A 25,443-nucleotide genomic window follows, 5' to 3' on the forward strand; every position below is an offset into this window, starting at 1 on the left:
GGGCCTACTTCTGCCAGCCGCTCTTGGCGACGAAGGGCGCGGTCTGCTGCGAAGGCGGATAGACGATCTGGCCCTTGCCTTGCTGGAACTGCAGGAACATCGCCGGCGTCAGGCGGTTCTGGACGCCCTCGAAGGCGACCGGCCCGTCGATGGTGTCGAAGGTGCCGGAGGCGATGGCGGCGCGCAGCTTGTCCTTGTCCAGGCCTGCCTTGGCGACGGCCTGCTGCAGGACCTCGGCCGACACCCAGGCCAGCGCGACGTCGAGGTAGTCGGGTGCTTCGCCGTACTTGGCCTGGTAGGCGTCGAAGAAGGGCTTCGCCTTCGGCCAGGCCTTCTGGTCCGGCGACCAATGGCCCAGGGTGACGATGTTGTCCAGGTTGGCGCCGAACATCTTCGAGAAGAAGGCGATGCTGGGGCCGACCGCCACGAACTGGAAGGGCGCCCGGAGATCCTGCTCGCGGGCGTGCTTCATGTAGAGCATCGAGTCTTCAGGGTAGGACAGCGAGATCACCGCGTCAGGCGAGGCGCGCTTGATGGCCACCATGCTGGCGGTCATGTCCTTGATGCCCGGCGCGTACTCCTCGTTGTAGACCACCTTCATGCCGGCGGCCTGTACCGCCGGCACCAGGTAGCGCTTGATCTCCTGCGGAAAGGGCAGCTGGACGGTGTTGATCGCCACCGCCTTCACGCCCTGCGCCTGCATCAACTTGGCCAGCTCGGCGCCCAGTGCATCCGGGATGGCCGAGGTCGGGAACCAGATGTTCTTCGCCTTGAGCGAACGAATCTGCAGCGACGCCGCGGAGCTGCCGACCATCGGAAACTTGTAGCGCTCCAGCACGCCCACCACCGCGAAGTGGGCGGGCGAACCCCAGGGCGACATCAGCAGGTCGACCTTGTCGCTGGTGATCAGCTTCTCGTAGATCGCCGCGGCCTTGGCCGGGTCGGACTGGTCGTCGTAGACCACCAGTTCCACCGGCCGCCGGGTGCCCGCCACATCGAGTCCGCCGGCTGCGTTGACCTGCTCCGCCCACAACTGGTAGGCGTTGAGCTGGCCGGCACCGGCGGCGGCGAAGGCACCCGTCTTGGCCATGCTCATGCCGATGCGCACGGGCTCGGCGGCCCAGCTGCCGGCGGCCATCGCGAGCACGAATCCCGTCGCGAACATCCGAAAGACTTTCAGTAGTTTCATCATGGAGCCCTTGAGTTGAGAGAGAGCGGTCAGCGGCGGGGTGCCACCGTTCCGGTGGGTGAACTGTTGGCGGCCTTGAAGACCTGGCCCGCGACCCATTCGTCACCCATGGCCGAGCGGATCACCTGCGAGCGCACGGCGTCCGGCAGGCAGGTGACCTCGCCGTACAGGATCGACCAGCGCTGGCAGTGCTCGACCAGCGGACGCTCCGCCGTTTCCCAGGCTTCCAGCGCCGAGGGGATGTCACGCGAGTCCTGCGCCTGCTCGAGCGCCACGGCCATGGCCAGGCCGTTCTGCATCGCCATGCCGCCGCCCTGCCCCAGGTTGGGTGGCTGGGCATGCGCGGCATCACCGACGATCGCCGTGCGGCCGGCCGACCAGGCGCGGCTGCGCGTCACGCTGTAGACGCCCCAGCTCAGCGTGTCGCCGATGCGTTCGATCAGGTGGGCCCAGCGCGGGAAGGCGTCGATCCAGAGCTGCCGGTTCAGCGGCAGATTGCGCGCTTCATCGTCCTGCAGGCAGGTCAATGCCAGGTAGATCTGCGTCGCATTGACCGGCGTCACCAGGAGCCGGCGGGTGCCGTTCCAGTTCTCGATGTACTTGCCGACATCCTGCGCCGCGAAGTCGCCGGGCCGGGAGGCGATCATGGTGCGCAATGCGCCCTCGCGGGTCTGCTCGTGCAGCAACTCCAGTCCCAGGCTCTGGCGCACGCGCGACCAGACGCCGTCGACGCCCACTGCCAGGTCGGCGCGCACGGTCTGTCCGTTGGCCAGCAGCAGTTCGCCGCAGGCCGTGGCGCCGATGGTCTCGGCGTTGGTGACGACCTTGACGCCGGCGCGCTCGCAGGCTGACTTCAGGGCGCCCAGCAAGCGGCTGCGCAGGACCGTCAGCAGGCGCTTGTCGGAGGCAATCGGCGCCGACTCGATGATCTGGTCGCGGTTGTCGCGCTGCTCGAAGTGCGTGCCGTGGAACGCACCTTCGGTGGCTTCTTCATAGGCCCCCAGGGCCTCCAGCACGCGCAGGCCGTTCTCCCAGATGTAGATGCCCGAGCCGGCCGCACGCAGCTCGGATTGCCGTTCGTAGACGGTCACGTCCCAGCCGCGCTGGGCCAGGGCGGCCGCGGTGGCCAGTCCGCCGATGCCGCCGCCGGAAATGATTGCGCTTCTTGCCATGGTTGTTGTCTTTCAGGCTGTTGGATGCCGAACAGGGACCGCTCAGACCGCTTCGACCAGGTCGACATCGCCGAGCGCCGACAGCGCCCGTGGCGCCGGGCGCTTCACGTACCACTCGCTGCAGAGGCCGTCAGGGTCGCGCAGGAAGATCGAGCGCTTCCAGGGCAGGTCGACCTGGCGCGCAATGGCCACGCCCTGCGTCTGCAGGCCTGCGACGGCCGAATCCAGCGTGGCCTCGTCGGCCAGCTGGAAGCTCGCATGGTGGTAGCTCGCGCTGTTCGCGGGCACCAGCACCAGGTGGTGGTCGTACTGGGCTTGCGTGGCGCCGAGGTAGACGACGCCCTCCTCGCGCGCCACCACGTGCAGACCGCCGATCTCGGTATAGAAGCGCGTCATCTCCTCGATGCGCGCCGTCTCGAGAACGGCATGCGTGATGCGCCAGGGGCGCATCGGCGCCGCGGTGTTGGTGCGCAGCACCGGGTCCGTGTCGTAGCGGCCTTCGGCGAAGCCCTCGGCTGTCAGCGGGTCCCAGTGCGTGGTGATCAGCGCCATCGGGCCGCTCAGTACCTGGCGCCAGTCCTTGACGGTGTCGCAATAGAACTCGTTGTAGTTGCCGTCGGGATCGAACATGTAGACGCTGTGCGCCACTTGGTGGTCGACCGTGATGTCGGTCGGAACGCCGTCGTCCTTCAGGCCTGAAGGCCGCCACCAGATCGGCCTCGTTCTCGAGTTCCCAGGCCAGGTGATTGAGCCCCGCATGCAGGCCGATGCTGCCGGGCAGCTGCAGCAGGCCATCCTTGCCGTAGCGGTCCACGCCATTGGTCTTCTGGATCATGCCGAGGTCGTGCGGCGTATGGCCGGTTCCGAGGAAGGTGGCGATCAGCTCGGGCTCGCTGAACTCCACGCGCAGGCCGCACACATCGCTGTAGAAGCGTTCGGACGTCGGGATGTCGTCCACCCAGAGATTCACGTGGCCGAGGCGACGCGGGGTGAAGTAGGAAGCTTGTCGTGTGGCAGTCATTGAAGCTCTTTCCGGGTACTCGAGTTGCGATCGAAGTGAACTCTAGAAGCCGCCTCGATGGCTGTCAATAGCGAATACCATTCAGTTTTGAAAATGTGACGGCCGACGATTGGAAGCACAATTGGTGCATCGATCGCTGCGGTCATCGCCGCCGGCGCGAGCACCAAAAGAAGGCATCGGCACATGGTTCAACGCAAGAAGGAAGGGGTTCGCGACGCGATCCTCGAGGCGGCATTCCGCCTCTTCAGCGAACAGGGGTACAGCGAGACCTCCATTCCCGGCATCGCGCGGGAAGCAGGCATTTCGACGGCCAACGTCTACGTCTACTTTCAATCGAAGATCGACATCCTGTTCCAGCTGTACTCGCCGTGGTTGCTGGGACGCCTGGACAAGCTGGAGCGCGCGCAGCGCCGAGTCGCTGATCCGCAAGAGCGACTGCGAAAGCTGTTGTTGACGCTGTGGCGCGACCTGCCGCGCGAAAACAACGGCTTCACCAACAACGTGATGCAGGCTGTCTCCACCAGCAGCGGCAACGGCGACTACAGCCCGGCGTTGCGCCAGCTGTTCCAGTCGCGGGTGGCCGGTTGGATCCAAGAATGCCTCGCGACGCCATCAGACGAAAGCGACATGCTCGCAAGCGTCGCGCTCATGGCGTTCGACGGCTTTGCCATGAACGTTCGCCTGGCGCACAGCCCCCCGTGCGACGACGACATGGCGCGACTGTTCAGTCGCTTGTTCGCTGGCGCCGCCGCAAAGTCCGCGCCGACGCCATGAAGGCGGTCTGGCCGCTGCAGAGGTAGAGTTGAGCTGTGCGGCACGCCCTGCAAAGGGGCATGCAGCTTCTCGTCGATTGTCGTTGCCCTCTGCCCGTCACGCTCGCACAATTCCCTGTCGAATCTTTTTCGATTGGGTTGAAATGGCATCTCGACCAAGCGTCCTGGTCATCGGAGGCGGCATTGGCGGCTTGTTCGCCGCCAATGCGTTGATCGAAAAGGGGCTGCGCGTTTCTGTCTATGAACAGGCGTCGGCCCTCGGTGAGATCGGCGCCGGCGTGTTCGTGACGCCGAATGCGGTGCGCCACCTCGAGCGAGTGGGTCTGGGGCCCGCCGTCGAAAGATGGGGCGCCCGAGTCGGACCCGGCTCCTGCTACCTTCGCCACGACGGCACGCCGATTGCCCCGGTGCAGGTGTCGGATGCCTCCGGGTGGCATGCGGCCTTCGGCATGCACCGCGCCGATCTTGTAGATTTCCTGGCCGCCAACCTGCCTCCCGGGATCGTCCATACCGGCCACCGTGCCATCGGCTTCGAGCAGACCGACGACGTCGCCCGCGTCGAATTTGCCAACGGCGTCACCGCCGAGGCCGACGTGGTGGTTGCCGCGGACGGCATACATTCCGAACTGCGTCCTCACGTCTTTCCGCCCTCGAAGCCCGCTTTTCACGGCACCATTTCCTATCGAGGCCTGATCTTGCGCGAGCGGCTGCCGAACTGGCCGATGGACCGCTGGCAAATGTGGGCCGGTCCGTCCAGGCATTTCCTGGTCTTTCCTGTTCGCCACGGCTCGATGGTCAACTACGTCGGGTTCGTGCCGACCGATGAGGAAATGAAGGAATCATGGTCCGCGCCCGGCGATCCGGCGGTGCTGCGCCGCGAGTTCGCAGGGTGGGACCCGCGCGTTTCCGATGTCCTGCGGCAAGTCGACAAGACTTTTCGCTGGGCACTCTACGACCGCGAGCCGCTGCCGACCTGGACCAAGGGCCGATTGACACTGCTTGGCGACGCGGCGCATCCGATGCTGCCGCACCTGGGCCAGGGGGCCAACCAGGCGATCGAGGACGGCATGGCACTCGCCACGATCTTGGCTCAGGTGGACAGATCGCAGGTGGCGGCGTCGCTGCTTGCCTACGACCGATTGCGTCGCGAGCGCGTGGCGGAAATTCAGTTGGGTGCCCGGCAAAACGGACTGCGTCTGGACTCGACCGCTGCGGATCTCAGTACCCGCGACGCAGAACTCGCCGCGCATGCCGAATTCCGCAAGCGTCTCTATGCCTACGACGTGCTGCCGGATGCAATCGCCGCCGGAGCAGCGGTGCCACTGTGATGGATCTGGACGCGCGCATCATCGGAATTACTTGATCGCACGGGGCCCGACCCTGTACAAGAGCGGGCTGCCCACGGCGCCTGACAACGCGCCGGACTCGCGAGCAGCTCACCTGCTGATCCAGCGACGGCAGCTCGGGACCGCGGCCTTCGACCCCCTCCTTCAGGGAGGGGGCGCGAGGGCCATGTGGATCGGAAAATCCTGCCCGTGCGACGCGTCCCGCGCCGGGCTTCACCGCGCCTGCGCGCGGACGCGCTTCGCCGAATTCACGCGCCAACCCATCCACATGACGTCCTCAATGCTGAGCATTCTTTCACGCTCCCTCGTCGCCGCCGCCGTCCTCACGATTACCGCCTGCGGTGGCGGTGGCGGAAACGGTGGCTTTGCCACCCCGACCCAAACTTCAGCCGCAAACCCGCAAACTCGCCCCGCGGAAAGCCGCCTCGCCACGCCCGATGCGAATACAGCCTTGACCACCCGCCTCAGTGGTCTGGCTGCCGTCGGCGCACCCGTTGCGAACGGCAGCGTTTCAGTCCAGTGCGCGACAGGCACTGCCGTGGCCACGACGACCGGCGCCACGGGCGCGTGGAGCGCCACCTTGACCGACCAGAAGTTCCCGTGCCTGGTCACCGTCAGCGGCGGCACCGTACCCGCCGGGCAGTCGCTCTATTCCATGGCACTCGACGCCTCCGACCTCAACGTGACCCCGCTGACCGGCCTCGTGGTGGCGGGAGGCCTTCATGCCGCTCCGTCGACGATCACTGCGTCATCGCTCGCATCGTCGGCTTCCAGCGCCCTCGCGCAAGGACTGGCAAAGGTCAATGCGAGTCTGAAGGCTTCAGGGTACTCGCCGCTGGCCGGCAATCCGCTGACGACGTCATTCCAGCCGAGTGCCGGCGACGCGCACGACGACCTGATCTCGACCCTCATGCGCTCCCTCGCCGACGAGAACATCGCCTATGACGAGATGCTCTCGTCGATCGCATCCGCAGGCGACGCCGAGGTGCCGATCCCGTTGACGCATGTCTTCAAGGCTGCGGAACTCGCCGCAATTCCCCAGCTGAACAGGGCCTCCATCTCTGCCAGCGGTGACGAACTCTCGATGACCCTCGGCGCAGGCGCCAATGCGGTGGGAAGCTTCGTCGGCGGCGGCAACGGCAACAAGGCCGTCCTCCAGCTGCCAGGCCTTGCCGGTACGAAGCTCATCGACTTCAAGGACATGGCCATGGACGTCAAAGGAGCGACCACTTCCGGCGGCAGGAATGTCTATGCCTACGTGAACTTCACCGTCGACCTGACCTGCGACGGCTCCCCGCTTGCGGCGAATGCGACGCTGGCCGATGTGCGCAAGAAGCGTCGGATCGTGATCTACGACCCGTTCGCGAAGTTCGTCCAGCAGGACAACGCCATCTCCGACAGCGCCTTCAGCACCGTGAAGTTCAGCCGCGCGACGCCGGGATGGCGGGTATCCGCTGGCACGCCCGTGGGAAGCGGCGTCGCCTTGAATCCGGACTACATCGGGCACGAAACGCTGACCGGTTTCGACTTCGCCACCTATCCGAACGCTTGCATCGTCGACGGGGTCACCGGCGACGGCGGCATGTACCGCGACAAGAGCGATGCCCAGTGCGACACGACCGCCGCATTGGCAGGCGACAAGCCAGCCGCTTGCGGCAAGCCCTACAGCGGCGCGATCGTCGTGCTCGGTGACAGCGGCACGGTGGTCGCCTCCGACTGGAAGGTGAAGAAGATTCGATTCAACGCCGCCAACGTACGGAACTTCGCGTTCCAGTAGGCACGTTCTTCAGGTCAATGGGCCCCGGCGTACGACGCCGGGGCTCTTTTTCTTTCCCAGGCTGTCAGGGAGATCCTCCCACGCACGCCCTGCCCCCGCCAGAAGCCGGAACAATCTCTCTCCTTCTTGAAAGCACATGAAGACGCACGCAACGACCGGCGGTTGGAAGCCCGCCCGGCATCCGACGGTGAACGGCTATTTCTGCCTTGCACGCAAGAACTTCTCCGGCCACTGCGAACTGCTGGCCAACCGCTTGAGCGGATCACCCCACGTCGAAGCCTTCGCGACCCGCGAACAGGCCGAACGGGTTGCAGAACATCTCGCGCGTACGCGAAGGGAAGTCGATTGAAGCGGAACGATGGTGCTGCGTCCACCTTGCGGATATCGTTTCCGTCGAGGATTCGCATGCGTTTGCTGCCGCACGCCCTGCTTTGGAAGAAAGGTGCGTTCGCGGGAGACGCCAGCCGCTGGATGGACGGGCGCCTGCGCACGACGGTCGGCGCCGCAACCGGACAGGTGAACCTCGACTTCTACAGCCTGGGCCCCGGACTGCCATCGTTGGCGTCGACACCGCAAGTTCGGTCTGGATGTGGGCATCGACGTGGCTCACAGCCCGGGCACGACGGCGGTGTATCTGGTGGTCGGAAGCAGCTGGTTCCGTCCTCGAGCGAGCATCGGGATCGAGCCGTCCGGGGCGGATCAGAAGTCGGGCGCCGCGCCAAGCACACGCCCTTGATTGTCATGTTGCACGCGAAGGCAGCGCGCTTCGCGCCACGGGGGCTGGTCCGGGAGTGCCACCCCGGCCGCCGCGAACTGCTCGTCGGGAAGCAAGGGCGGAACTTCCCGATCGCGACTGGGCTGCTGGCGCAGGCGGCGCCACCGGCTGAGGCCTGCCAGGCCCAACCAGACCATGAGGCCCGCCGCCATCCACAGATAGGGACGCAGGTCGACGGCGAGCGGACGTTCGATCAGGTTCCCGAGATAGGTCCCCGCCGACGGGCTCAGCCATGCAACGCCGGCAATGACGGGCTCTCTCAGAAACCACAGATAGGCCATCCACGCAAGCAAGGTCATGACAAGGTCGCGCACGCGCATCCACCACTGCGTGCGCACCCGCTGAATTCGCGGCGGCCAATCGGGCGGCCGGGCCAGTTCCGGCGGCGCAGCGGCGTCGTCCCCCGGAGTAGCAAGCGTCTTCTGCATGATTGAATGCTCCCGCTTCAACGCAGGCCGCGGTCGGGGCTCACCCAGGTTCCGCGCATGCTGCCGATATGAAGGATGGCACGCGGCAGGCCGACGACCGAGGTCGCGGCCTGGGCGGCCCAGAACACCAGCGGATACCAGACGACCCAGAACAGCGATCGAAACATGCCGCGCTCGAAGCGCTCGTCGATCCAGGCGCTCGTCACGGCCTGCGCGAGGTAGGTCAGCGCCAGGACCTGGCCCCAGCCGCGCGGCAATGGTCCGAAGGCTGGCCAGAGTTCCGGCAGGCCGAAGCCCCAGAAGCGCAGCAACGGGCCCACGCCCCATGCCAGGAAGCCCAGTGCGATCGCATAGGCCCAGGCGACCGCGACGACATAGTTGAACCATACCGGAAGCATGCGCGGCTGCGACAGCAACTTGGGAAACACCTTGAGCATGACGGTCACGCCGCCTTCGGCCCAGCGCAGGCGCTGGCGCCACAGTCCGCGGAAGGTTTCCGGCATCAGGATCCAGCACAGCGCCTTGGGCTCGAAGGCCAGCCGCCAGCCGGCGAGCTGGAGGCGCCAACTGACGTCGACATCGTCGGTGATGGCCTCGCGAGACCACCAGCCGGCGTCCTGCAGTGCGCGCTTTCGGAAGGCGCAGATCACGCCGGAGACGGTGAACAGCGATCCATACACGGTCTGGGCCCGCTTGATCAGCCCCACGATGGACGAAAACTCGCCGACCTGCAGGCGTCCGAGGAGCGTGGCGTGGTTGCGCACCCGCGGATTTCCGGTCAGTCCGCCGATGCCTTCATCGGTCTGGAACCGACGCACCAGCCATGTCAGCGCGTGCCGTTCGAGCAGCGCATCGGCGTCGATGCACACCAGCAACTCATGCCGGGCGGCCAGCGCGCCGGCATTCAGCGCGGTGGACTTGCCCTGGTTGCTTTCCAGGTGCACGACGCGCAGCATCGGCAGCTGCGGAATCAGGGCCTCCAGCCAGGCCCCGGTCCGATCGGTGGAGCCGTCGTTGATCGCGATGATCTCGAAGTCCGGGTAGTCGATGCACGACAGGGCCCCGAAGGTTTCGGCCAGTTGCCGCTCCTCGTTGTGGCAAGGCACCAGCACCGACACGCCCGGGTACGACGGGAGCTTCGGAGGATGCTCCGGCCGCGGCTCATGGCGGCCGCGCAACCCGACGTAGAGCAAGCCGCCGGTCATCCAGAACAGGGCCATCACGAAGGGATAGCCGAAACAGAAGGCGGCGATGAGTTCATTGAAATGCATGGATGTTCAGCGCCTTCCTTCAACGTCGCACCGGAAAGATCGACCCCGACACCGCGGGCGCCGCGATGGCCGCCTCGGGCCGATCCGCAATGGGGTCATCCGGGCACCAGCCCAGCGAAACGCCGCCGTGGCGCTGGAAGTCGACGGCCTTGCGGGCCAGTACCCGGGCGTCGGGCGGCGACACGCCGGTGAACCATCTCAGGAGCGTTGGATCGACAGGCGAGAGGCGGTCGTCGGCGACCGGGTCGTCGACGCCTCGGGGCACGAGGGTGATGTCTGCCAGCGGGTGCGGCGCTGCGACGGGATGCCGTGGCGCGACCCACACCAGTTCCAGTCCGGGTCGCGCGGCGTCCAGGGCCGCGAAGGCCCGCCATCCCGCCGCGTCGATGCCGTCCGCGCGACCCAGGTCGGCGAGCACCGACTGTCGCCGCTCGCGTATGACCCAGGATGACCAGGTCATCGGGATGCCCGGACGGTGCGCGAAGAGCGGCGGCGGACCGTCGAAGTGCATCGCCAGCGCCTGCGTGTCCTCGAGCAGCCAGCCGTCCAGCGGCACCTTGGCACCCAGGTCCCCATAGAGGCGCTGCACGCGCGCGTCGTCGCCCAACGCCGCGAGTGCCTCGCGATGCGGCAGGCGGGCATAGACCTTCACGCCGGCCCGCGTGTTCATCTGCCAGGCGATGCGCGACAGCCAGTCGCCCGCCAAGGGCAGCTCCCGGGTAGGAAACCAGGCGGCGGTGATCCGCCCCTGTGCATCGCGGCGAACCGCGTCGACCACCAGGCCGGTCACCCCCAGCGCCCGCACGCGCTCGATCGCCAGGCCCAGGCGTTCGTTGCTGGCCTCCGCGTTGTCGGTCCACAGGGCCGCCGGGTCGAGGCAGACCAGGCGATCCAGGCGCCGCTCGTTCGGATCGGGACGCAGGCTTTGCACCAGGTCCGGCAGCGGCGGGTTGTGCCTGTGCAGCAACCGGGCCAGCCTGAAGGGCCGCTCCGGGCGAGAGGGTCCCTGGTCGAGCACCAGCGCGAACGAGAAGCCCAGGTCGCGGGCCGCCTGCGTGCCGATGCTGTCGTAGCGGCCGTAGGGCCACACCAGCGCGCGCGGCGCGCGACCCAGTTCGCGCTGCAGGCTTGCCCGCCCGGCCGCCAGGTCGGCGCGGACGCCCGCCGCAAAATCGGCTTCGCTCTGGTAGCCCGTGCCGGGAGAGTAGCGGCGCGTCACCGCCGCCGGCATGGTGTTGCCCTGCGGGTTGCCGACGACTTCGTCGTGAAGCGACTGGCTGTGCAGCGCGAACTCGACCAGGCCCGAACGCTGCATCTCGCGCGCCTGATCCCAGCTGATGAAGCGTTCGCGCGGCACCGCTTGATCTCCATAGCGAACCATCGAGCCTGCAGGTGGTTCCATCCATTCGCCCACCAGGGCCGCGACGATCGGGAAGCCATAGGCGAGCGCCAGCGGGTAGACGCGGGTGTACAGGCTGCGGTAGCCGTCGTCGAAGGTGATCAGCACGGCCTTGGCGGGCAGCACCTTCTCCCCGCGGCCCGCGCGTGCGATGTCGTCGAGCGAGATCGCCGTCCAGTCGTTGCCGCGCAGCCAGTCGAAAAAGCTCACCAGGCGATCCGCGGTGACCGCGTCGTCGTCCAGGTCGCCGGGAGCGTCCACCACGTCATGAAGGCTCACCGTCGCGAAGGTCGCGGCCGGTCCGGATGCGGGCGAAGGCAGCTGCGCGAACGCGGGCCGGGCGGCCAGCCACAGGAGCAGCAGCGAGATCGCCAGCGTGCGAATCGCCTTGTTGGCGGGCGGGCTAGTGTTCATCTTCCGAACCTGTGCTCGAGCTTGAGGTAGCCGTTCAGCGTGCGCTCGCGCTGGCCGTTGTAGACGTTGCTCGCCCATTCGATGCCCCAGGTCAGTTCGGTCCAGGGATCATGGCGCCAGGTCTGCTCGTAGGCGGCGCCGCCCACGGCGTAGCCGCCGAAGTCGCGCTGGTCGAACATGCCGATCGTCAGTCGCAGCCGCTGCAGCAGCACGCGCTCGTAGACACGCCCCAGGACATGCTGCACCTGCGCCTCGACCGAAGGCAGCCATGACTCCCTGGGATTGAAATACGGCGTGACGGCCAGGCTGTTGTGCTGCCATTCGACGCGCGGCTTGACCATGATGTCGAGGTGCGGCCGATCGAGCAAGGTGAGGGTGCCGTCGATCGTCACCTGCTCCCGCCTGTTGCCGTCGCTGAAGTCCATGTACTGCGCTTTCAGGCCCGCCTCGGTCGATTCGGTCCAGGCATAGCGCACGCCGCCGCTGGCCGCATCGGCCGTGATGCCATGAAAATCCGCCCGCAGCGGGGTGTCCGGCGAATGCTTCGCGGCATCCGCCAGGAACGTCCAGTGATCGGTGGGCTGCCACTGGGCGGCGAGCGAGCCGCCCGAGGTGTTCAGGGAGCCTGTCTGGGACCATGCCAGCGCGTTGACCTTCCAGTCGGGCCAGAGGGCCTGCACACCGCCGCCGAAACGATGGCGTTCGGCGCGGCCTTCCTCGATGGAGTCGCTGCTGCTGTCGGCCAGGCCGATAAGCCGCCAAGTGCCCGCGAAGGTCGAGGACTCGACCTGGAGACTGGCTTCACCGCCATTGCCGGGCCCTTGCAGCGCCTGGTTGTCGGTATGCCTGCCACCCAGCGCGAAGCGCACGCTGGGGCCCATGGCGGCGTCGAGTTCCCGCCGCGCCTGCTGCACGCGCGGAACGTCCGCGCCTTCTTCCAGCAGCGGCGCCAGGCGCTCGTCGGCGCGCAGCAAGCGATGGCGTCGCGTGTCCGAGTCCACCTGCTGCACGCGAATGCCGAAATCCTCCGGCGCCAGCGCGGCGGCGGCATCGATGCCGTCTTCGGCCCGGCGCGGCCAGCCCTGCTGCGCAGCGATATCGGCCGCCTGCGCACGCAGCCAGGGGAGAGCCGGGGCGCCACGCTCCAGCGGCGCGATGCGCTGCCACGCGGCGGCCGGCATGTCTGCATAGCTGTGCACCGCAGCATCGAAGGCCTGCGCTTCGAGCCAGGCTTCGTTTTCGCGCGGCGTCTGCTGTTCGCCGGCTCGGCGCCAGGGCGGTCCCGCAGCGGCCACCAGGGCGTCGACCGTGGCGAAGGCGGCGTCGAAATCCTCGGCCTCCGTCTCTGCATAGGCACGGCCCATCATCATCGAACGCCATGGACCCTCGTCGTCGGCGCGCTCCGAAGGCGTCAGGCGCTGCAGGGCTTCATCGTAGACGCGGCGCGCATCCGCGGGGCGGCGCAGGGCGAGCAGCGCGTCCGCCTCGGCTTCGAGGACATAGGCCGGAAGGGCATCTCCCGCCGCACGCAGCGCCTCCACCTGGTCCACGGCGTCCTGCCAGCGCTCGCGATAACGCAGGGCCACCGCACGGTCGCGTTGCAGACGCGTGACCAGACCCGGGTCCGGCGGCGCGGCGGCACGCGCCTCGACCAGCAACGCGTCGAGACGGGCCAGCGCCGGGTCCACGGCGTCGAAACGCCGTCGGGGATCGGGCTCCCGCGGAGGGATGTCGATCGCCCAGCGCAGGCGCTGGCCGGCGACGCGGCTGCGCACACCCGGGTCGGCACGGGCGCCCAGCGCGTGGGCGGCGGCGCTCGGGGCGCCCAACTCCATCAGCACATCAGCCAGGGCCTGGGTGACTTCGGCGTTGTCTGGCTGCAGGCGCCGGGCCTGCGCGATCGCGCCAAGGGCGGCATAGCGATCGCCTGTGCGCAAAAAAGCGCGACCACGCTCCAGCAGCAACTGCGCTGCCACCGCTGCATCGGCCTGCGCGTCGGGCCTGAACGGTGACCGCGGGGCCTGAGTTGCACCAGGCGCAGTCACGCCCTGTCCCGCTGCGATGCCGCATGCCACCACCCCGGCCAGGGCGGTGGAGCGAATGCCCAAGGTGGAAGAATGTCGGAGAATTCGGCACTCCTGAATGCGGCCGGGGCCTGCTTGTTTCAGCCTAAACGCAGCAACCAGATCCGTCAAACACGAGGCACGCCATTTCCTGGGGACCTTCATGCGCGGCGCCTCTCTGATGCGCTGTAAAGCCAGGACCACCACAGAGGGGGTGTCATGAGGAAATCGCTTTGGAAGCTTGCGGTCGTCGGGGCCGTTCACGCCGCTCCCGGGGCCTGCGCGGCCGACCAGGCGTCGTACGACGAACTGAAAGCCGAGTTGCAGCAGGCCATGAAGACGATCCAGGACCTGCAGGCGCGCATGACGGCCCTCGAGCAGCAAAAGGCGACCGCCCCGGCAGCGGCCGCCTTGGCCGTGCCCGCTGCCGCCGCTTGGGCACCCGTCGTCTCGGTGGGCACGAGGGCCGAGGACGGCGTCCCGGACCCGGACAAGGCAAGGGTCGAGTTCTACGGCCAGGCCATGATCGACACGATCTACGACTTCAAGCGCATGAACCCCGACTGGCAGGCGACCCTGCGGCCATCGCAGATTCCGATCGTCTGCCCGGGATCGCCAGGATGCGGCAAGGATGGCACGACGGTCTTCAGCGTGCGGCAATCGAGTCTCGGGTTCAAGTCCTTCATCCCGACGAGCCTCGGCCTGGTCAAGACCGACCTGAGCTTCGACCTCTTCGCGACCAACGGCGGTACCCAGGTCCACTGGCTGAACGCATGGGCCGAACTCGGCATGTATGGCGCCGGCCAGACCTACTCGAACTTCATGGACATCGACGTGTTCCCGAACATCATCGACTACTGGGGACCGAGCGGCATGGTCTTCGTGCGCAATCCTCAGCTGCGTCTGACGCCCTACAGCAAGGATGGATTGACCGCGGCCTTCTCGCTCGAGGCGCCCAATTCGGCGATCGATACCGGTCGGATCACACGGGTGGACCCGGCGCTGGGCGCCGGCATCACCGGCTGGAACCGCGCCCCGGACGTCGTCGCGAGCCTGCGGATGGACGGCGACTGGGGCCATGTCCGGGCCGCCGCCATCGTGCGACAGGTCGGCTTCCAGAACACGATCAGCTTCAACAGCGAGCCGTCCGGCTCGAAGACCGGGTACGGGCTCAATCTCAGCGGCACGTACAGCGTGTTCGGCAAGGACCAGCTGAGCGCGCAGGTCGTCGGCGGGCAAGCCATCGCGAGCTACATGAACGACGGCGGCGTGGACCTGGCCCCGGGCGCGAACCTGCAGGCCGAAACGGTGGGGTCTCTGGGATGGCTCGTCTACTACAACCACGCCTGGAGCGAGAAGTGGAGCAGCGCCATCGGCTACAGCGAGCATCGGCAGAACAATACCGCCGGACAGCTTGCCACCGCCTTCCACAAGGGCAGCTATTCGTCGGTCAACCTGCTGTATGCCGCCTCTCGAAGCATCCTGCTGGGCGGCGAATTCATCTGGGGGCGCCTCGAGAACAAGTTCGGACTGTCGGCAGACGACTACCGGCTGCAGTTCTCGACCAAGGTCACGTTCTGACGCCGCCTGACCCCCGCCAGTGCGACCCGTCGACACCGTGCTGGCGCCGAGTTTTCCGCGAGGTCCGGACGTGTGGCTTCTGAGTCAAACGGCCGACCACCCGCGCTCACAGTCCAGGACTGCTTTGCATGATCCCGCCGTCCACGAAAATCGTGGTGGCCGTCAGGTAGCTCGCACCGTCGCTCGCGAGGAACGCCACGACGCTCGCGATTTCCTCCGAACGAGCCATGCGGCCCAACGGAATGGCCGAGTTCAGCTTCTTCAGCAGTACCGGATCGTTCATGGTCGACAGGTTGATCGGCGTGGCCACGGCGCCAGGGCCGACGCCGACGACGAGGATGTTGTGCGGCGCCAGCTCGACGCCCGCCGTGCGGGTGAGCATGCGAATGCCGCCCTTCGAAAGGCAGTAGGCGGCGTTGCCCGGCATCGGCCAGTCCTCGTGCACGGAACTGACGTTGATGATGCGCCCGCCGCCCCCCTGCTTGATCATCTGCTGCGCGGCGAACTGGGTGCCGAAGAACGCGCTCTTGAGATTGATGGCGAGCACCTTGTCGTAGTCCGCCTCGCTCGTGTCGAGCACGGAGGTGCGAGTCTCGACCCCTGCGTTGTTGACCATGACGTCGACCCGGCGGAACCTCTTGACGGCAGTGGCGATCAGCCTTTGCAGGTCGGCTACCTTGCTCACGTCGGCTTGCACTCCGATCGCCTGGTCTCCCAAGGCGAGGACTTGCCTCTCCGTCGCTTCCGTTGCTTCTGGATGCACGACGTAGTCGATGACAACGTTGGCGCCTTGCTTGGCGAGCTCCAGCACGATGGCGAGACCGATGCCGCTGTTGCCGCCCGTGACGATGGCGACTTTGTCCTTCAGGTTCATGGTTGATCTCCTGGATGAGTGATGGTTGAGGTCTGGGTCGGAATTTGAATCGGCGCGCGCACTGCTTCCGTGACCCGTGGCGCTGGGCGGCGGGCGATGAGCGCGGCAAGCACGACGAGCGCCAGCGCGACCCCGGTGGTCGCTCCATAGATCGTGCCCAGACTCAATCCCGACCGTGACTCCAGAGGACCGACGCCAAAGGCCGCGATTCCGTAGCCGATCTGGTAGGACGCAATCAACCCACCGGCCATCGATGCGGCGATGGCCTTGAGTTCCGCCTGACCGAAGCTGATGACCAGCGGCAGCAAGGCCGAGCAACCGAAGCCTGCGAGCGCAAAGGCCGGGATGCCGAGGAGCGGCTGGCTCGGCTGCAGGAAGGCAAGGACGACAAAGCCAGCGGCCACGAGCAACGGCAGGACCTGGAAGACGGCGCGCTCGGGCAACCATTTCTCGACGAGGGCAAAGAGGACGCGCCCTGCCGTCACCATGCCCCAGAACACGGTCAGGGCAAGCGAGGACTGCGTCGCACTTGCGCCCAGTTCCTTCGTCATGTAGAGCGAAGCCCAGTTGCCGTTCATCGTTTCGCAGACACCGTACAAGAGCGCGAATCCGGCGAACACCCAGAACCGAGAAGGAAGCTTCGTCCGCCCGCCCACGACGCCGGCGCCGTCCGCCTGCGCATCCGGACTGAGCGGCAAGCGCGCACTGAACAGGAGCAACCCCAGGATCAGCGCGCCAGCCAGCACCGGAAGTCCCCACCAGAAGCCCAGACCGACGAACACCGCGACAAGAATCGGCGCCAGCGCAGTGCCTGACCCCAGCAGGGCGTTCAGCGCCAACACGGCCTTGTCCACCTTCTGAGGAAAGAAGGCGGCGGCGAAGGTGTTGAGCGTCGGCACCGTGAAACCGAAACCGACGCCGAGGCAGCCGGTGGCGACGAGCAGGACCACGTAGGCAAGCGCGTGCTCGCTCATCGCGAATCGGCTCAGAACGAGCAGCGCCATCGACGCCAGATTCGCAACGAGTCCGATCAAGAAGATGCGCTTGGCGCCGAGGCGTCGTGCCAAGCCGGCGCCCAGCAGGGAGGATCCGATGGCTGTCAGCGCCTGGGGCACGAACATGCCGCCGTATTCCGTTCTCGACAAACCGTAGCCCGCGGCGCTGGTGAAGACGACGCCCGCCGCCGGAAACGTGACCAGCGCCACGCCCTGAATCAAGCCGGCACCGTACACGGCCGCGACTTCCTTGCGCCGTGCGAGCGGGTAATTTGTCATTGGATGCGGTGCAGCAGATGCTCGCCGACGCGCAAGGCATTCGCGATGGCGGTCAACGACGGATTCACCGCCCCGATGCTTGGGAAAAAGCTCGTGTCCACGACGTACAGGTTGTCGAGCTCGTGCGCCTTGCAGTTGACGTCGAGGACGGAAGTCGCCGGGTCGATGCCGAACCGGCAGGTGCCGGCCTGGTGAGCGACGCCGGCGATGGGAATGTGCTTTCCCATGTAGAGGTTGTTCGGGATGAGGTGAGGATGCATGTCCATGTGCTCGAGCATCGACTGCAATTTCCTTTGCAGGCGATTGATCGGCTCCACGTTCGTGAACTCGTAGTGGAGTTGGATCTCACCTCCAGAATTCACGGAGACGCGATTTTGCGGAAGCGGCAAGTCTTCGCTCGTGAGCCAGAAATCAACCGCGTGCCGGGCCATCTGATCCAATGTGAAGCCGGGCGCAAAGCGCGGCGCGTCTTCCTTGAACATCGGTCCCTGGGACTTGCCGAGCATCTGGATATTGCCGAGCGGAAATTCGCAGTCCGTCGCACCGAAATAGAAATCGTTGATCGTGAGCGTCTTCTGGAACTCGGTCGGGTTCTCGTGCCGGGAAAGAGCGACCAGCGCGACCGCGTTGTGAAACATGAAGTGGCGACCCACCATGTCCGAACCGTTCGCCAGCCCGCGCGGATGTTTTTGATTCGCCGACATGAGCAACAGCCGTGCGGAATTGGCTGCCCCGCACGACACGACGACGAGGCTTCCGGTGTATTCCTCGCGCTGCCCGTCGCGATGCACGATCACCTTGGTGACCGTGCGTCCGCTGGCGTCCGTTTCGAGGCGCTGGACATGAGCGTCTCTCTTCAGCGTCACGTTCGGGTACTGCAACGCGGGCCGCACGGCGATGACTTCAGCGTCCGCCTTCGCGTGGACGAGGCAGGGGTAGCCGTCGCAGGAATTGCAGCGTATGCAGTGGCTGTGCGGACGGTCCGCCTCGTCCAGCAGGATGCCGGTCGGCGCGTACGCCGGCCGATAACCTGCACGCTTCAAGCCATCGGCGATCTCCTGCACACGCGGCTCGTGGCTCACGGGGGGAAATGCGTAGGGTGCGCTGGCCGGTGGATCGGTCGGATCATCGCCGCGCTGACCATGGACGTGGTAGAGCGCTTCTGCCTGCGTGTAGTACGGTTCGAGATCGTCGTACCGGATCGGCCAGTCGGGCGTCGAGCCGTCGGCAGTGCGATGCGCCGTGAAATCCCTCTCGCGCAGGCGAAACATCGCAGCGCCGAACATCTTGGTCGCGCCGCCGACGAAGTAATGGACGCCCGGCTGGAACGGCTTGCCGTCCGAGTCATACCAGGTGTCCTTCGACACGTAGCGGTTCTTCACGAAGACTTCGGTCGGATCCCAGTTCTGCTTTTCGCGCGGCAGATAGTCGCCGCGTTCGAGGATGAGAATTCGCTTGCCGGAAGGGGCCAGCTTGAGGGCGAGCGTGCCGCCGCCGGCCCCGCTGCCGATGATGATGAAATCGTAGTGATCATCGCTGCGCATGAGGTTCCCCCGTGGGTAAGGCCTTGACTGCACGAGTGGGCACCTCTTTCGCGGCCGATATTGTCGGAAATCGTTACGTTGGTAACGGGGCCATGTCAACGCAGCACAGGCGAGGGCAGTCGCCTTCAAAATCAGGGATCACGGGAGGTCGAATGGCTCTTCGAATCGAGGACTACGGACTCATCGGCGACATGCACACTGCAGCATTGATCGGGATCGATGGGTCGATCGACTGGTTGTGCCTGCCGCGTTTCGACTCTCCCGCATGTTTCGCGAACCTGCTCGGCACCGAGGAGAACGGTCGATGGCGCATCGCTCCGACCGGGGACGTCGTCGCCACGACGCGACGGTATCGGCCTTCGACGCTCGTTCTCCAAACCGAGTTCGAGACGGCCGACGGCGTGGTTCGGCTCATCGACTGCATGGCCTTGCGCGCATCGAACCCACGGATCGTGCGGATCGTCGAGGGCGTGCGCGGCACCGTACCGATGTCCGTTCGGCTCAAGCCGCGGTTCGATTACGGAAAGACCGCCCCGTGGATCCTCGCCAAGGATCAGGCGGTGAGTGCCGGCGCGGGACCCGAGGCGGTGGAGTTGCGGGCCGACGTACCGATCACGTCGCAGGACCGTTGTCTTGAAGCCGACTTCTCGGTGAATGCGGGCGAGCGCGTTTGCTTCGTCCTTACAGGGTACCTTTCATGGGAAGAGGCGCCGCCGCCCATCGATGCGCTCGATGCCGTGGCCGAGACCGAGGCTTGGTGGCGCGCCTGGTCGGGTCGTTCGACGTACAAGGGTGCGTGGAAGGACGAGGTCGAACGCTCCCTCATCACGCTCAAGGCGCTCACCTACGCGCCCACTGGCGGGCTGGTGGCCGCGCCCACCACGTCCCTGCCGGAGTTCCTTGGCGGCGTGCGCAACTGGGACTACCGGTACTGTTGGATCCGAGACGCAGCGCTCGCGCTGGACGCGCTCATGTCTGCAGGCTATGTCGAGGAAGCGACGCATTGGCGCGACTGGGTGATCCGCGCCGTTGCGGGCGACCCCGAAGACCTGCAGATCATGTACGGGATCGCAGGAGAGCGCCGCCTCGACGAGTACGAACTCGGCTGGCTGGCGGGCTACGAGGGGTCCGCCCCTGTGCGGGTCGGAAACGCTGCCTCGGGGCAACTGCAGCTTGACGTCTATGGCGAGTTGGCCGATGCGATCTATCGCGCGCGGCGGCTCGGCATGACTGCCGTCGCCGCAGCGCTGGATCCCACCCAAAGCTTCGTTCTGTGGCTTGAGCGCCATTGGCGCGAACCCGACGATGGCATTTGGGAGGTTCGGGGGCCCCGACGTCAGTTCGTCCACTCCAAGGTGATGGCCTGGGTCGCTGCCGATCGCGTCGTGAAGATGTTGCAAGAGTCGGGCTACAAGGGCGCGATGGACGAACTGCTGCGGATGCGGGACGACATCCACGAGGAGGTGTGCCGCAATGGCTTCGACGCCGAGAGGAACACGTTCACCCAGTACTACGGATCCACGCAGCTCGATGCGGCGTTGCTGCTGATCCCCCAGGTTGGATTTCTGCCGGCGACCGATCCACGCGTGGCCGGCACGGTCGAGGCGATCCAGCGTGAGCTTGTGCACGACGGGTTCGTGATGCGGTACATCCCGGACAAGGACGCGGCCGACGGATTGCCCCCGGGCGAAGGCGCGTTCCTCGCCTGCAGCTTCTGGCTCGTCAACGATTTGGCCATGCTCGGGAGACTCGAGGAGGCCCAGGCGCTTTTCGACCGGCTGCTTTCGCTCCGAAACGATCTCGGACTCTTCGCCGAGGAATACGACCAGGCGCACCAGCGACTGATCGGCAACTTCCCTCAGGCGTTCACTCACCTGACGTTCATCGCCAGCGCCATGGCCCTTTCGGAAGCCGCCGATGCGCGGGGATCCCCCGCACGGGATCGATGAGCTCGGTCAACGCGGTTTCGCCCCTCTCGGGCGCGCAATACGAGATCCGTCACGGCTCGCAGCGCGCCATCGTGACCGAAGTGGGCGCGACGCTGCGCCACTACTCGGTGGAAGACGCGGACATCATCGATGGATTCGGGGTGGAGGAGTGGTCGCCCAGCGGCCGCGGTCAGGTGCTGGCTCCCTGGCCGAACCGCCTCGACCGCGGGCAGTACCGGTTCGAAGGTCGGGCCTGCCAAGCGGCGCTCGACGAGCCCGAGTTGCAGAACGCGATCCATGGGCTGGTGCGATGGCTCCCGTGGAAGAGCGCATCGAAGTCGGCCGATGAAGTTGCGTTGACCTGCGCCCTCCATCCACAGCCGGGGTATCCGTGGCGGCTCGACCTGGAAGTCCGGTACCGGCTCGATGCGACAGGCCTGACGGTCTCCTTCCGGGCGCGAAATGCCTCGAGCGTCCCCGCGCCCTTCGGGATCGGTTTCCATCCCTACCTGACGGTGGGCGCCGCCATCGATGACGCGGTGCTGCGGGTCCCGGCGAACCGATGCCTGGTGATGGACGACCGCGGGCTTCCGGTCGGAGACGAGCCGGTCGCCGGATCGGACCGGGATTTCACCGAGCCGAGGTCGATCGGCTCGATGCGGCTGGATACTGGCTACACGGACCTCGTGCGAGGGGCCGACGGCCTCGCGCGCGCATCCGTGGCGAGGTCCGACAAAGGCCGACGTGTCAGCGTCTGGGCCGATTCGTTGTTCCGATACCTCATGGTGTACACGGGCGACACCATCGAGAATGTGTCGCGTCGACGACGCGCCATTGCGATCGAGCCGATGACATGCCCGCCGAATGCTCTTCGTTCAGGGATCGGCCTCTTGAAGTTGGAGCCCGGGCAACACGTCGAGGGCCGCTGGGGGGTGGTGCCGGATGGGGCCGAATTTGGCGATCACTCCCCCGAAGCGAGATGTTCGCGAACGGCGGCAACGTGATTGCCGACCTTGGAAATGGCATCCCGCAGTTTCGCCTCGGTGCATCGAAGCTCCTTGCACCAGTACTTCAACTCCAGGGAATCTTCCTCAAGGATCCGACCTGGATCCAGTGGCTGGAAATCTCTCAGGTCATCAGGCATACAGCCTCCTCAGGCAATGTGGCCGAACCTTTATAGACTCAAGCGAATCGATCTGCAAGGCGGCGTACAGGCATCCAGTCGCATGCAGTCTGGTCAGCACTCGCCCTTCTTGGCGTGGCCCGGTGGGCAATGGTAGCGCTTGCCTTCGTGGTGATGACGGTCTCGGTCGTAGTGCTCGCGGGCCTCCCACTCGTGTCGGCTCCAATAGCGACGCCCATCGTAGTACCGCTCGCCATACCAGCCGGGCACGACCACCACCTGTGCAGGCGGAGGCACGTACACCGGTCGCGGGGCAACGTACACAGGCGGCGGTGCGACGTAGACCGGCGCTGGCGTGCCCACATTGATGTCGATGTTGACCGCGTGCGCGACGCTGGTCAGGCCGAGCAAGGCGCCTGCAGCCGCGACGAAATATGAGTACTTTTTCATTGTTGTCCGTGATGAGATGAGGGACCCGATATTCTGCAACGCGCCGATTGCCCCGCGGTTGACCGGCGCCAGGCCCGCTGAGCGAATCTGACAATTGAATTGGCCACCCGCCCTGGGGCATCGATGCATTAGTCTCGGATTCCGCCTTGAGTCCACCGAAAGCCGCATTGATGAAAACGCCTTGGATGCTGGGCCTGCTCGCCGGCTTGGCCACGTCGACGGCGTGGGCCCAGCCCAACCCCGCCCTGCTGGGCAGCAAGGGTGCGTTCATCGCCGATGTGCTGCGCCAGATGACACTCGACGAAAAGATCGGCCAGCTTCGCCTCATCAGCTTCGGCCCATTGATGCCGGCGCCGAAGCTTGCCGAGGAAGTGGCCGCCGGCCGGGTCGGTGGCTCTTTCGGCGTCGTCAGCCGCCCAGAGCAGCGTCCACTTCAGGAAGCGGCCACACAACGGAGCCGGATGAAGATCCCGTTGCTGTTTGCCTACGACGTGGTCCATGGCCACCGCACCACCTTCCCGATCGGCCTGGGCCTCGCGTCGAGCTGGGACCTGGAAGCGGTCCGGCTGAGCGCACGCGTCGCAGCGCAGGAGGCCAGCGCCGACGGCATCGATTTCACGTTCGCGCCGACCGTCGACATCGCCCGCGACCCCCGGTGGGGTCGCACCTCGGAAGGTTTCGGCGAAGACCCGTACCTCGTGTCGCAGATGGCGCGTGCGATGGTCAAAGGCTTCCAGAACGATTCGGCCGCCAAGCCTGACAGTCTCATGGCGTCGGTCAAGCACTTCGCGCTCTACGGTGCCGTCGAAGGCGGGCGCGACTACAACATCGTCGACATGAGCCCGATGCGCATGTACAACGATTACCTGCCACCCTACCGCGCGGCCATCGACGCGGGTTCGGGCGGTGTGATGCTCGCGCTGAACGCCGTCAACGGCGTGCCGGCGGCCGCGAACACCTGGCTGCTGCAGGACCTGCTGCGGAAGGACTGGGGCTTCAAAGGAGTGACGGTCAGCGACCACGGTGCCATCGCCGAACTCCTGCACCATGGGGTGGCGCGTGACGAGGCCGAAGCCGCCAAGCTCGCAATCAAGGCCGGCGTCGACATGAGCATGGCCGACGAGCTCTACATCAAGGAACTGCCCGGTCTGGTGAAGTCGGGCCAGGTCAGCGAAGCCGAGATCGACAACGCAGTGCGTGAGGTGCTGGGCGCCAAGTACGACATGGGCCTTTTCCGCAATCCGTTCCTGCGGATCGGCAAGGCCGAGGACGACCCGGCAGAACTCAAGGCCGACAGCCGCCTGCATCGCGCGCCGGCACGTGACGTGGCCCGCAAGTCGATGGTGCTGCTTGAAAACCGCAACCGCACGCTGCCGTTGCGCAAGACCGGAACGATCGCGCTGGTCGGACCCCTCGCCGACTCGCAGGTCGACATCCTTGGCGCGTGGTCGGCCCAGGGCGTGCCGGCCTTGGCAGTGACCTTGCGTCAAGGCATGGCGGCAGCGATTGGCGACAAGGCGAGGCTCCTCTTCGCACGCGGCGCGAACGTCACCGAAGACAGATCGATTGTCGACTACATGAACTATCCGAACGGAGAGGCGCAGGAAATCGTTCAGGATGGCCGCATGCCGCAGGAGATGATCGACGAGGCCGTGGCGGCGGCGAAGCAGGCCGACGTGGTCGTGGCTGCCGTGGGCGAGTCGCGCGGCATGTCGCATGAGTCGTCGAGCCGCACGCGCCTCGATCTGCCAGAGAGTCAGCAGGCACTGTTGAAGGCGCTCAAGGCAACGGGCAAGCCATTGGTGCTGGTGTTGATGAACGGCCGCCCACTGACGCTCGGCTGGGAGAAAGCCAATGCCGACGCCATGCTGGAGACCTGGTTCGCCGGCACAGAAGGCGGCAATGCCATCGCCGATGTGCTCTTTGGCGACGCCAATCCATCGGGCAAACTGCCGATCTCGCTGCCTCGCTCGGTGGGGCAAATCCCGACGTACTACAACTTCCCACGCCTCGGCCGGCCTTTCACGCCAGGCAAGCCCGGCAACTACACCTCGCAGTATTTCGACGAACCGCAGGGCGCGCTCTACCCCTTCGGTTATGGGCTGAGCTACACCGAATTCACACTGTCGAACCTGGTTCTGTCGTCGCGCAAGCTGCGAAAGGGCCGCACGCTCGAGGCCAGCGTCAGGGTGAAGAACAGCGGCGACCGCGCCGGCGACGCGGTGGTGCAGCTCTATATTCAGGACGTGGTCGCTTCGGTCGTGCGTCCGGTCAAGGAGCTCAAGGGCTTCCGCAAGCTGCTGCTGCAACCGGGCGAGACGCAGGTGGTGCGCTTCCCGATCGGCGAGACGATGCTGAGCTTCTACAACCAGCAACTCAAGCGCGTCGCGGAACCCGGAACTTTCAACGTGCAGGTGGGACTCGACTCACGCGATGTACTGCAGGAGAGTTTCGAACTGCTGCCCTGACGCGGGGCTCCCAGTGAGAGTCGAGCCGTGCAATCTGGCAAGGACCGTGAGGGCATTGACCCCTACGATTGCAGAATAGGTTGGACTGCCTACACTCCCCTCATGACCACCACCCTGATTTGCGCCCACGTTGCCTTGGCTGCGCTGCTTCTCGCAGCCACCTGTGCACGTGCGGCTGCAAAGAGGGCTCGTCGTCAGCTGACGCCAGCACATTCCTAAGCCCGGCGGTCCGCTCTCTCCCCTTTCAGCGCAACCATCCACCGCCGGGCAAAAGCTTCGCGCGGTCGCGGATGCCACCTCGAAGACGGCGTTCGCATTTCGATGGAATGCAGCCATGCATGCAGTTGTTCACGGCGAGCGCACGCTCACCGACCTGGATTTCGCTCGCTTGAAGACAGGTGACCTCGCCCGGTGGCACACGCCCTCCGGCGAAGAGTGCACCTCCGAGATCGCATCCATCCAGTACCAGCCCGAGGCCTCGGGCGACTACTCCCGGTAGACCGGCGACCGCCAGGTCGACCCTCACGGCTCTCGAATGAGCCGCCCGCAGCAACACGTATTCCCGAAGTCGCG

The 25,443-nt window shown here is 66.1% G+C and carries 21 protein-coding genes and 1 pseudogene; 9 read left to right on the forward strand and 13 right to left on the reverse strand.

What is annotated here, in order from left to right; all coding sequences use genetic code 11:
* Positions 1–4: 4 nt before the first annotated feature.
* The 4 genes and pseudogenes from AC1DF3_RS30035 to AC1DF3_RS30050 form a co-directional block, all read right to left on the reverse strand.
* Positions 5–1,189, reverse strand: a complete 1,185-nt coding sequence (locus AC1DF3_RS30035) for an amino acid ABC transporter substrate-binding protein (RefSeq protein WP_478141824.1) — start codon at positions 1,187–1,189, stop codon at positions 5–7.
* Positions 1,190–1,218: 29 nt separating this feature from the next.
* Positions 1,219–2,361 (reverse strand): FAD-dependent oxidoreductase, encoded by a 1,143-nt coding sequence (locus tag AC1DF3_RS30040; RefSeq protein ID WP_478141825.1) that lies wholly within the window; start codon positions 2,359–2,361, stop codon positions 1,219–1,221.
* Between the two features lie 42 nt (positions 2,362–2,403).
* On the reverse strand, positions 2,404–3,180 hold the full coding sequence (locus tag AC1DF3_RS30045) for a VOC family protein (RefSeq protein WP_478141826.1): 777 nt from the start codon (positions 3,178–3,180) through the stop codon (positions 2,404–2,406).
* Positions 3,119–3,382 (reverse strand): annotated as a pseudogene (locus tag AC1DF3_RS30050) (VOC family protein); the annotation flags it as partial. The pseudogene AC1DF3_RS30050 and the gene AC1DF3_RS30045, both read right to left, overlap by 62 nt.
* Before the next feature lie 183 nt (positions 3,383–3,565).
* On the opposite strand from AC1DF3_RS30050, the gene AC1DF3_RS30055 reads away from it, so the two are divergent.
* The 4 genes from AC1DF3_RS30055 (at position 3,566) to AC1DF3_RS30070 (ending at position 7,627) form a co-directional block, all read left to right on the forward strand.
* The gene (locus AC1DF3_RS30055; RefSeq protein ID WP_286538393.1) at positions 3,566–4,156 is read left to right on the forward strand and encodes a TetR/AcrR family transcriptional regulator; all 591 of its coding nucleotides are present in this window, start codon (positions 3,566–3,568) and stop codon (positions 4,154–4,156) included.
* Between the two features lie 142 nt (positions 4,157–4,298).
* Complete coding sequence (locus tag AC1DF3_RS30060) at positions 4,299–5,483, forward strand: FAD-dependent monooxygenase (RefSeq protein WP_478141827.1); 1,185 nt, start codon at positions 4,299–4,301, stop codon at positions 5,481–5,483.
* A gap of 184 nt (positions 5,484–5,667) precedes the next feature.
* Positions 5,668–7,278, forward strand: a complete 1,611-nt coding sequence (locus AC1DF3_RS30065; RefSeq protein WP_478141828.1) for a hypothetical protein — start codon at positions 5,668–5,670, stop codon at positions 7,276–7,278.
* A gap of 136 nt (positions 7,279–7,414) precedes the next feature.
* Positions 7,415–7,627: a hypothetical protein gene (locus AC1DF3_RS30070; RefSeq protein WP_286538388.1), complete on the forward strand. Its 213-nt coding sequence runs from the start codon at positions 7,415–7,417 to the stop codon at positions 7,625–7,627.
* A 350-nt stretch (positions 7,628–7,977) separates the two neighbouring features.
* Here the strand turns inward: AC1DF3_RS30070 and pgaD are convergent, their stop codons facing one another.
* From pgaD to pgaA, 4 genes are read right to left on the reverse strand one after another with little or no spacing between them, the layout of a single operon-like run.
* Positions 7,978–8,481 (reverse strand): poly-beta-1,6-N-acetyl-D-glucosamine biosynthesis protein PgaD, encoded by a 504-nt coding sequence (gene pgaD, locus AC1DF3_RS30075; RefSeq protein ID WP_286538387.1) that lies wholly within the window; start codon positions 8,479–8,481, stop codon positions 7,978–7,980.
* Between the two features lie 17 nt (positions 8,482–8,498).
* Positions 8,499–9,752, reverse strand: a complete 1,254-nt coding sequence (gene pgaC, locus AC1DF3_RS30080) for a poly-beta-1,6-N-acetyl-D-glucosamine synthase (protein WP_286538385.1) — start codon at positions 9,750–9,752, stop codon at positions 8,499–8,501.
* Between the two features lie 19 nt (positions 9,753–9,771).
* Complete coding sequence (gene pgaB, locus AC1DF3_RS30085) at positions 9,772–11,565, reverse strand: poly-beta-1,6-N-acetyl-D-glucosamine N-deacetylase PgaB (RefSeq protein WP_478141829.1); 1,794 nt, start codon at positions 11,563–11,565, stop codon at positions 9,772–9,774.
* On the reverse strand, positions 11,562–13,793 hold the full coding sequence (gene pgaA, locus AC1DF3_RS30090; RefSeq protein ID WP_478141830.1) for a poly-beta-1,6 N-acetyl-D-glucosamine export porin PgaA: 2,232 nt from the start codon (positions 13,791–13,793) through the stop codon (positions 11,562–11,564). Before pgaA ends, pgaB begins: the two co-directional genes overlap by 4 nt.
* Positions 13,794–13,847: 54 nt before the next feature.
* On the opposite strand from pgaA, the gene AC1DF3_RS30095 reads away from it, so the two are divergent.
* Positions 13,848–15,209, forward strand: a complete 1,362-nt coding sequence (locus AC1DF3_RS30095) for a DcaP family trimeric outer membrane transporter (RefSeq protein ID WP_478141831.1) — start codon at positions 13,848–13,850, stop codon at positions 15,207–15,209.
* A 106-nt stretch (positions 15,210–15,315) separates the two neighbouring features.
* Here the strand turns inward: AC1DF3_RS30095 and AC1DF3_RS30100 are convergent, their stop codons facing one another.
* The 3 genes from AC1DF3_RS30100 to AC1DF3_RS30110 are packed head-to-tail and all read right to left on the reverse strand — an operon-like array spanning position 15,316 to position 18,901.
* A complete protein-coding gene (locus AC1DF3_RS30100; protein WP_286538381.1) occupies positions 15,316–16,083 on the reverse strand; it encodes an SDR family NAD(P)-dependent oxidoreductase in 768 nt (255 codons plus the stop codon).
* Positions 16,080–17,357 (reverse strand): MFS transporter, encoded by a 1,278-nt coding sequence (locus AC1DF3_RS30105; RefSeq protein ID WP_286538379.1) that lies wholly within the window; start codon positions 17,355–17,357, stop codon positions 16,080–16,082. Before AC1DF3_RS30105 ends, AC1DF3_RS30100 begins: the two co-directional genes overlap by 4 nt.
* Positions 17,354–18,901: a GMC oxidoreductase gene (locus AC1DF3_RS30110; protein ID WP_478141832.1), complete on the reverse strand. Its 1,548-nt coding sequence runs from the start codon at positions 18,899–18,901 to the stop codon at positions 17,354–17,356. Before AC1DF3_RS30110 ends, AC1DF3_RS30105 begins: the two co-directional genes overlap by 4 nt.
* Before the next feature lie 152 nt (positions 18,902–19,053).
* Here AC1DF3_RS30110 and AC1DF3_RS30115 point away from each other — a divergent pair, with 152 nt between their 5' ends.
* Positions 19,054–20,850, forward strand: coding sequence for a glycoside hydrolase family 15 protein (locus tag AC1DF3_RS30115; RefSeq protein WP_478141833.1), 1,797 nt, complete (start codon positions 19,054–19,056; stop codon positions 20,848–20,850).
* On the forward strand, positions 20,847–21,833 hold the full coding sequence (locus AC1DF3_RS30120; protein ID WP_478141834.1) for an aldose 1-epimerase family protein: 987 nt from the start codon (positions 20,847–20,849) through the stop codon (positions 21,831–21,833). The genes AC1DF3_RS30115 and AC1DF3_RS30120 overlap by 4 nt, the downstream gene beginning before the upstream one ends.
* Here AC1DF3_RS30120 and AC1DF3_RS30125 read toward each other — a convergent pair.
* Positions 21,791–21,973: a DUF3606 domain-containing protein gene (locus AC1DF3_RS30125; RefSeq protein WP_286538374.1), complete on the reverse strand. Its 183-nt coding sequence runs from the start codon at positions 21,971–21,973 to the stop codon at positions 21,791–21,793. The two genes, AC1DF3_RS30120 and AC1DF3_RS30125, sit on opposite strands and share 43 nt — an antisense overlap.
* 93 nt (positions 21,974–22,066) lie before the next feature.
* Positions 22,067–22,402 (reverse strand): hypothetical protein, encoded by a 336-nt coding sequence (locus AC1DF3_RS30130; RefSeq protein WP_478141835.1) that lies wholly within the window; start codon positions 22,400–22,402, stop codon positions 22,067–22,069.
* A gap of 185 nt (positions 22,403–22,587) precedes the next feature.
* Here AC1DF3_RS30130 and bglX point away from each other — a divergent pair, with 185 nt between their 5' ends.
* Both bglX and AC1DF3_RS30140 read left to right on the forward strand, forming a co-directional pair.
* On the forward strand, positions 22,588–24,870 hold the full coding sequence (gene bglX / locus AC1DF3_RS30135; protein ID WP_478141836.1) for a beta-glucosidase BglX: 2,283 nt from the start codon (positions 22,588–22,590) through the stop codon (positions 24,868–24,870).
* Between the two features lie 334 nt (positions 24,871–25,204).
* On the forward strand, positions 25,205–25,369 hold the full coding sequence (locus AC1DF3_RS30140; protein WP_286538370.1) for a GreA/GreB family elongation factor: 165 nt from the start codon (positions 25,205–25,207) through the stop codon (positions 25,367–25,369).
* The last annotated feature ends 74 nt before the right edge of the window (positions 25,370–25,443 follow it).

Source organism: Variovorax sp. 10N432 (assembly GCF_056394465.1).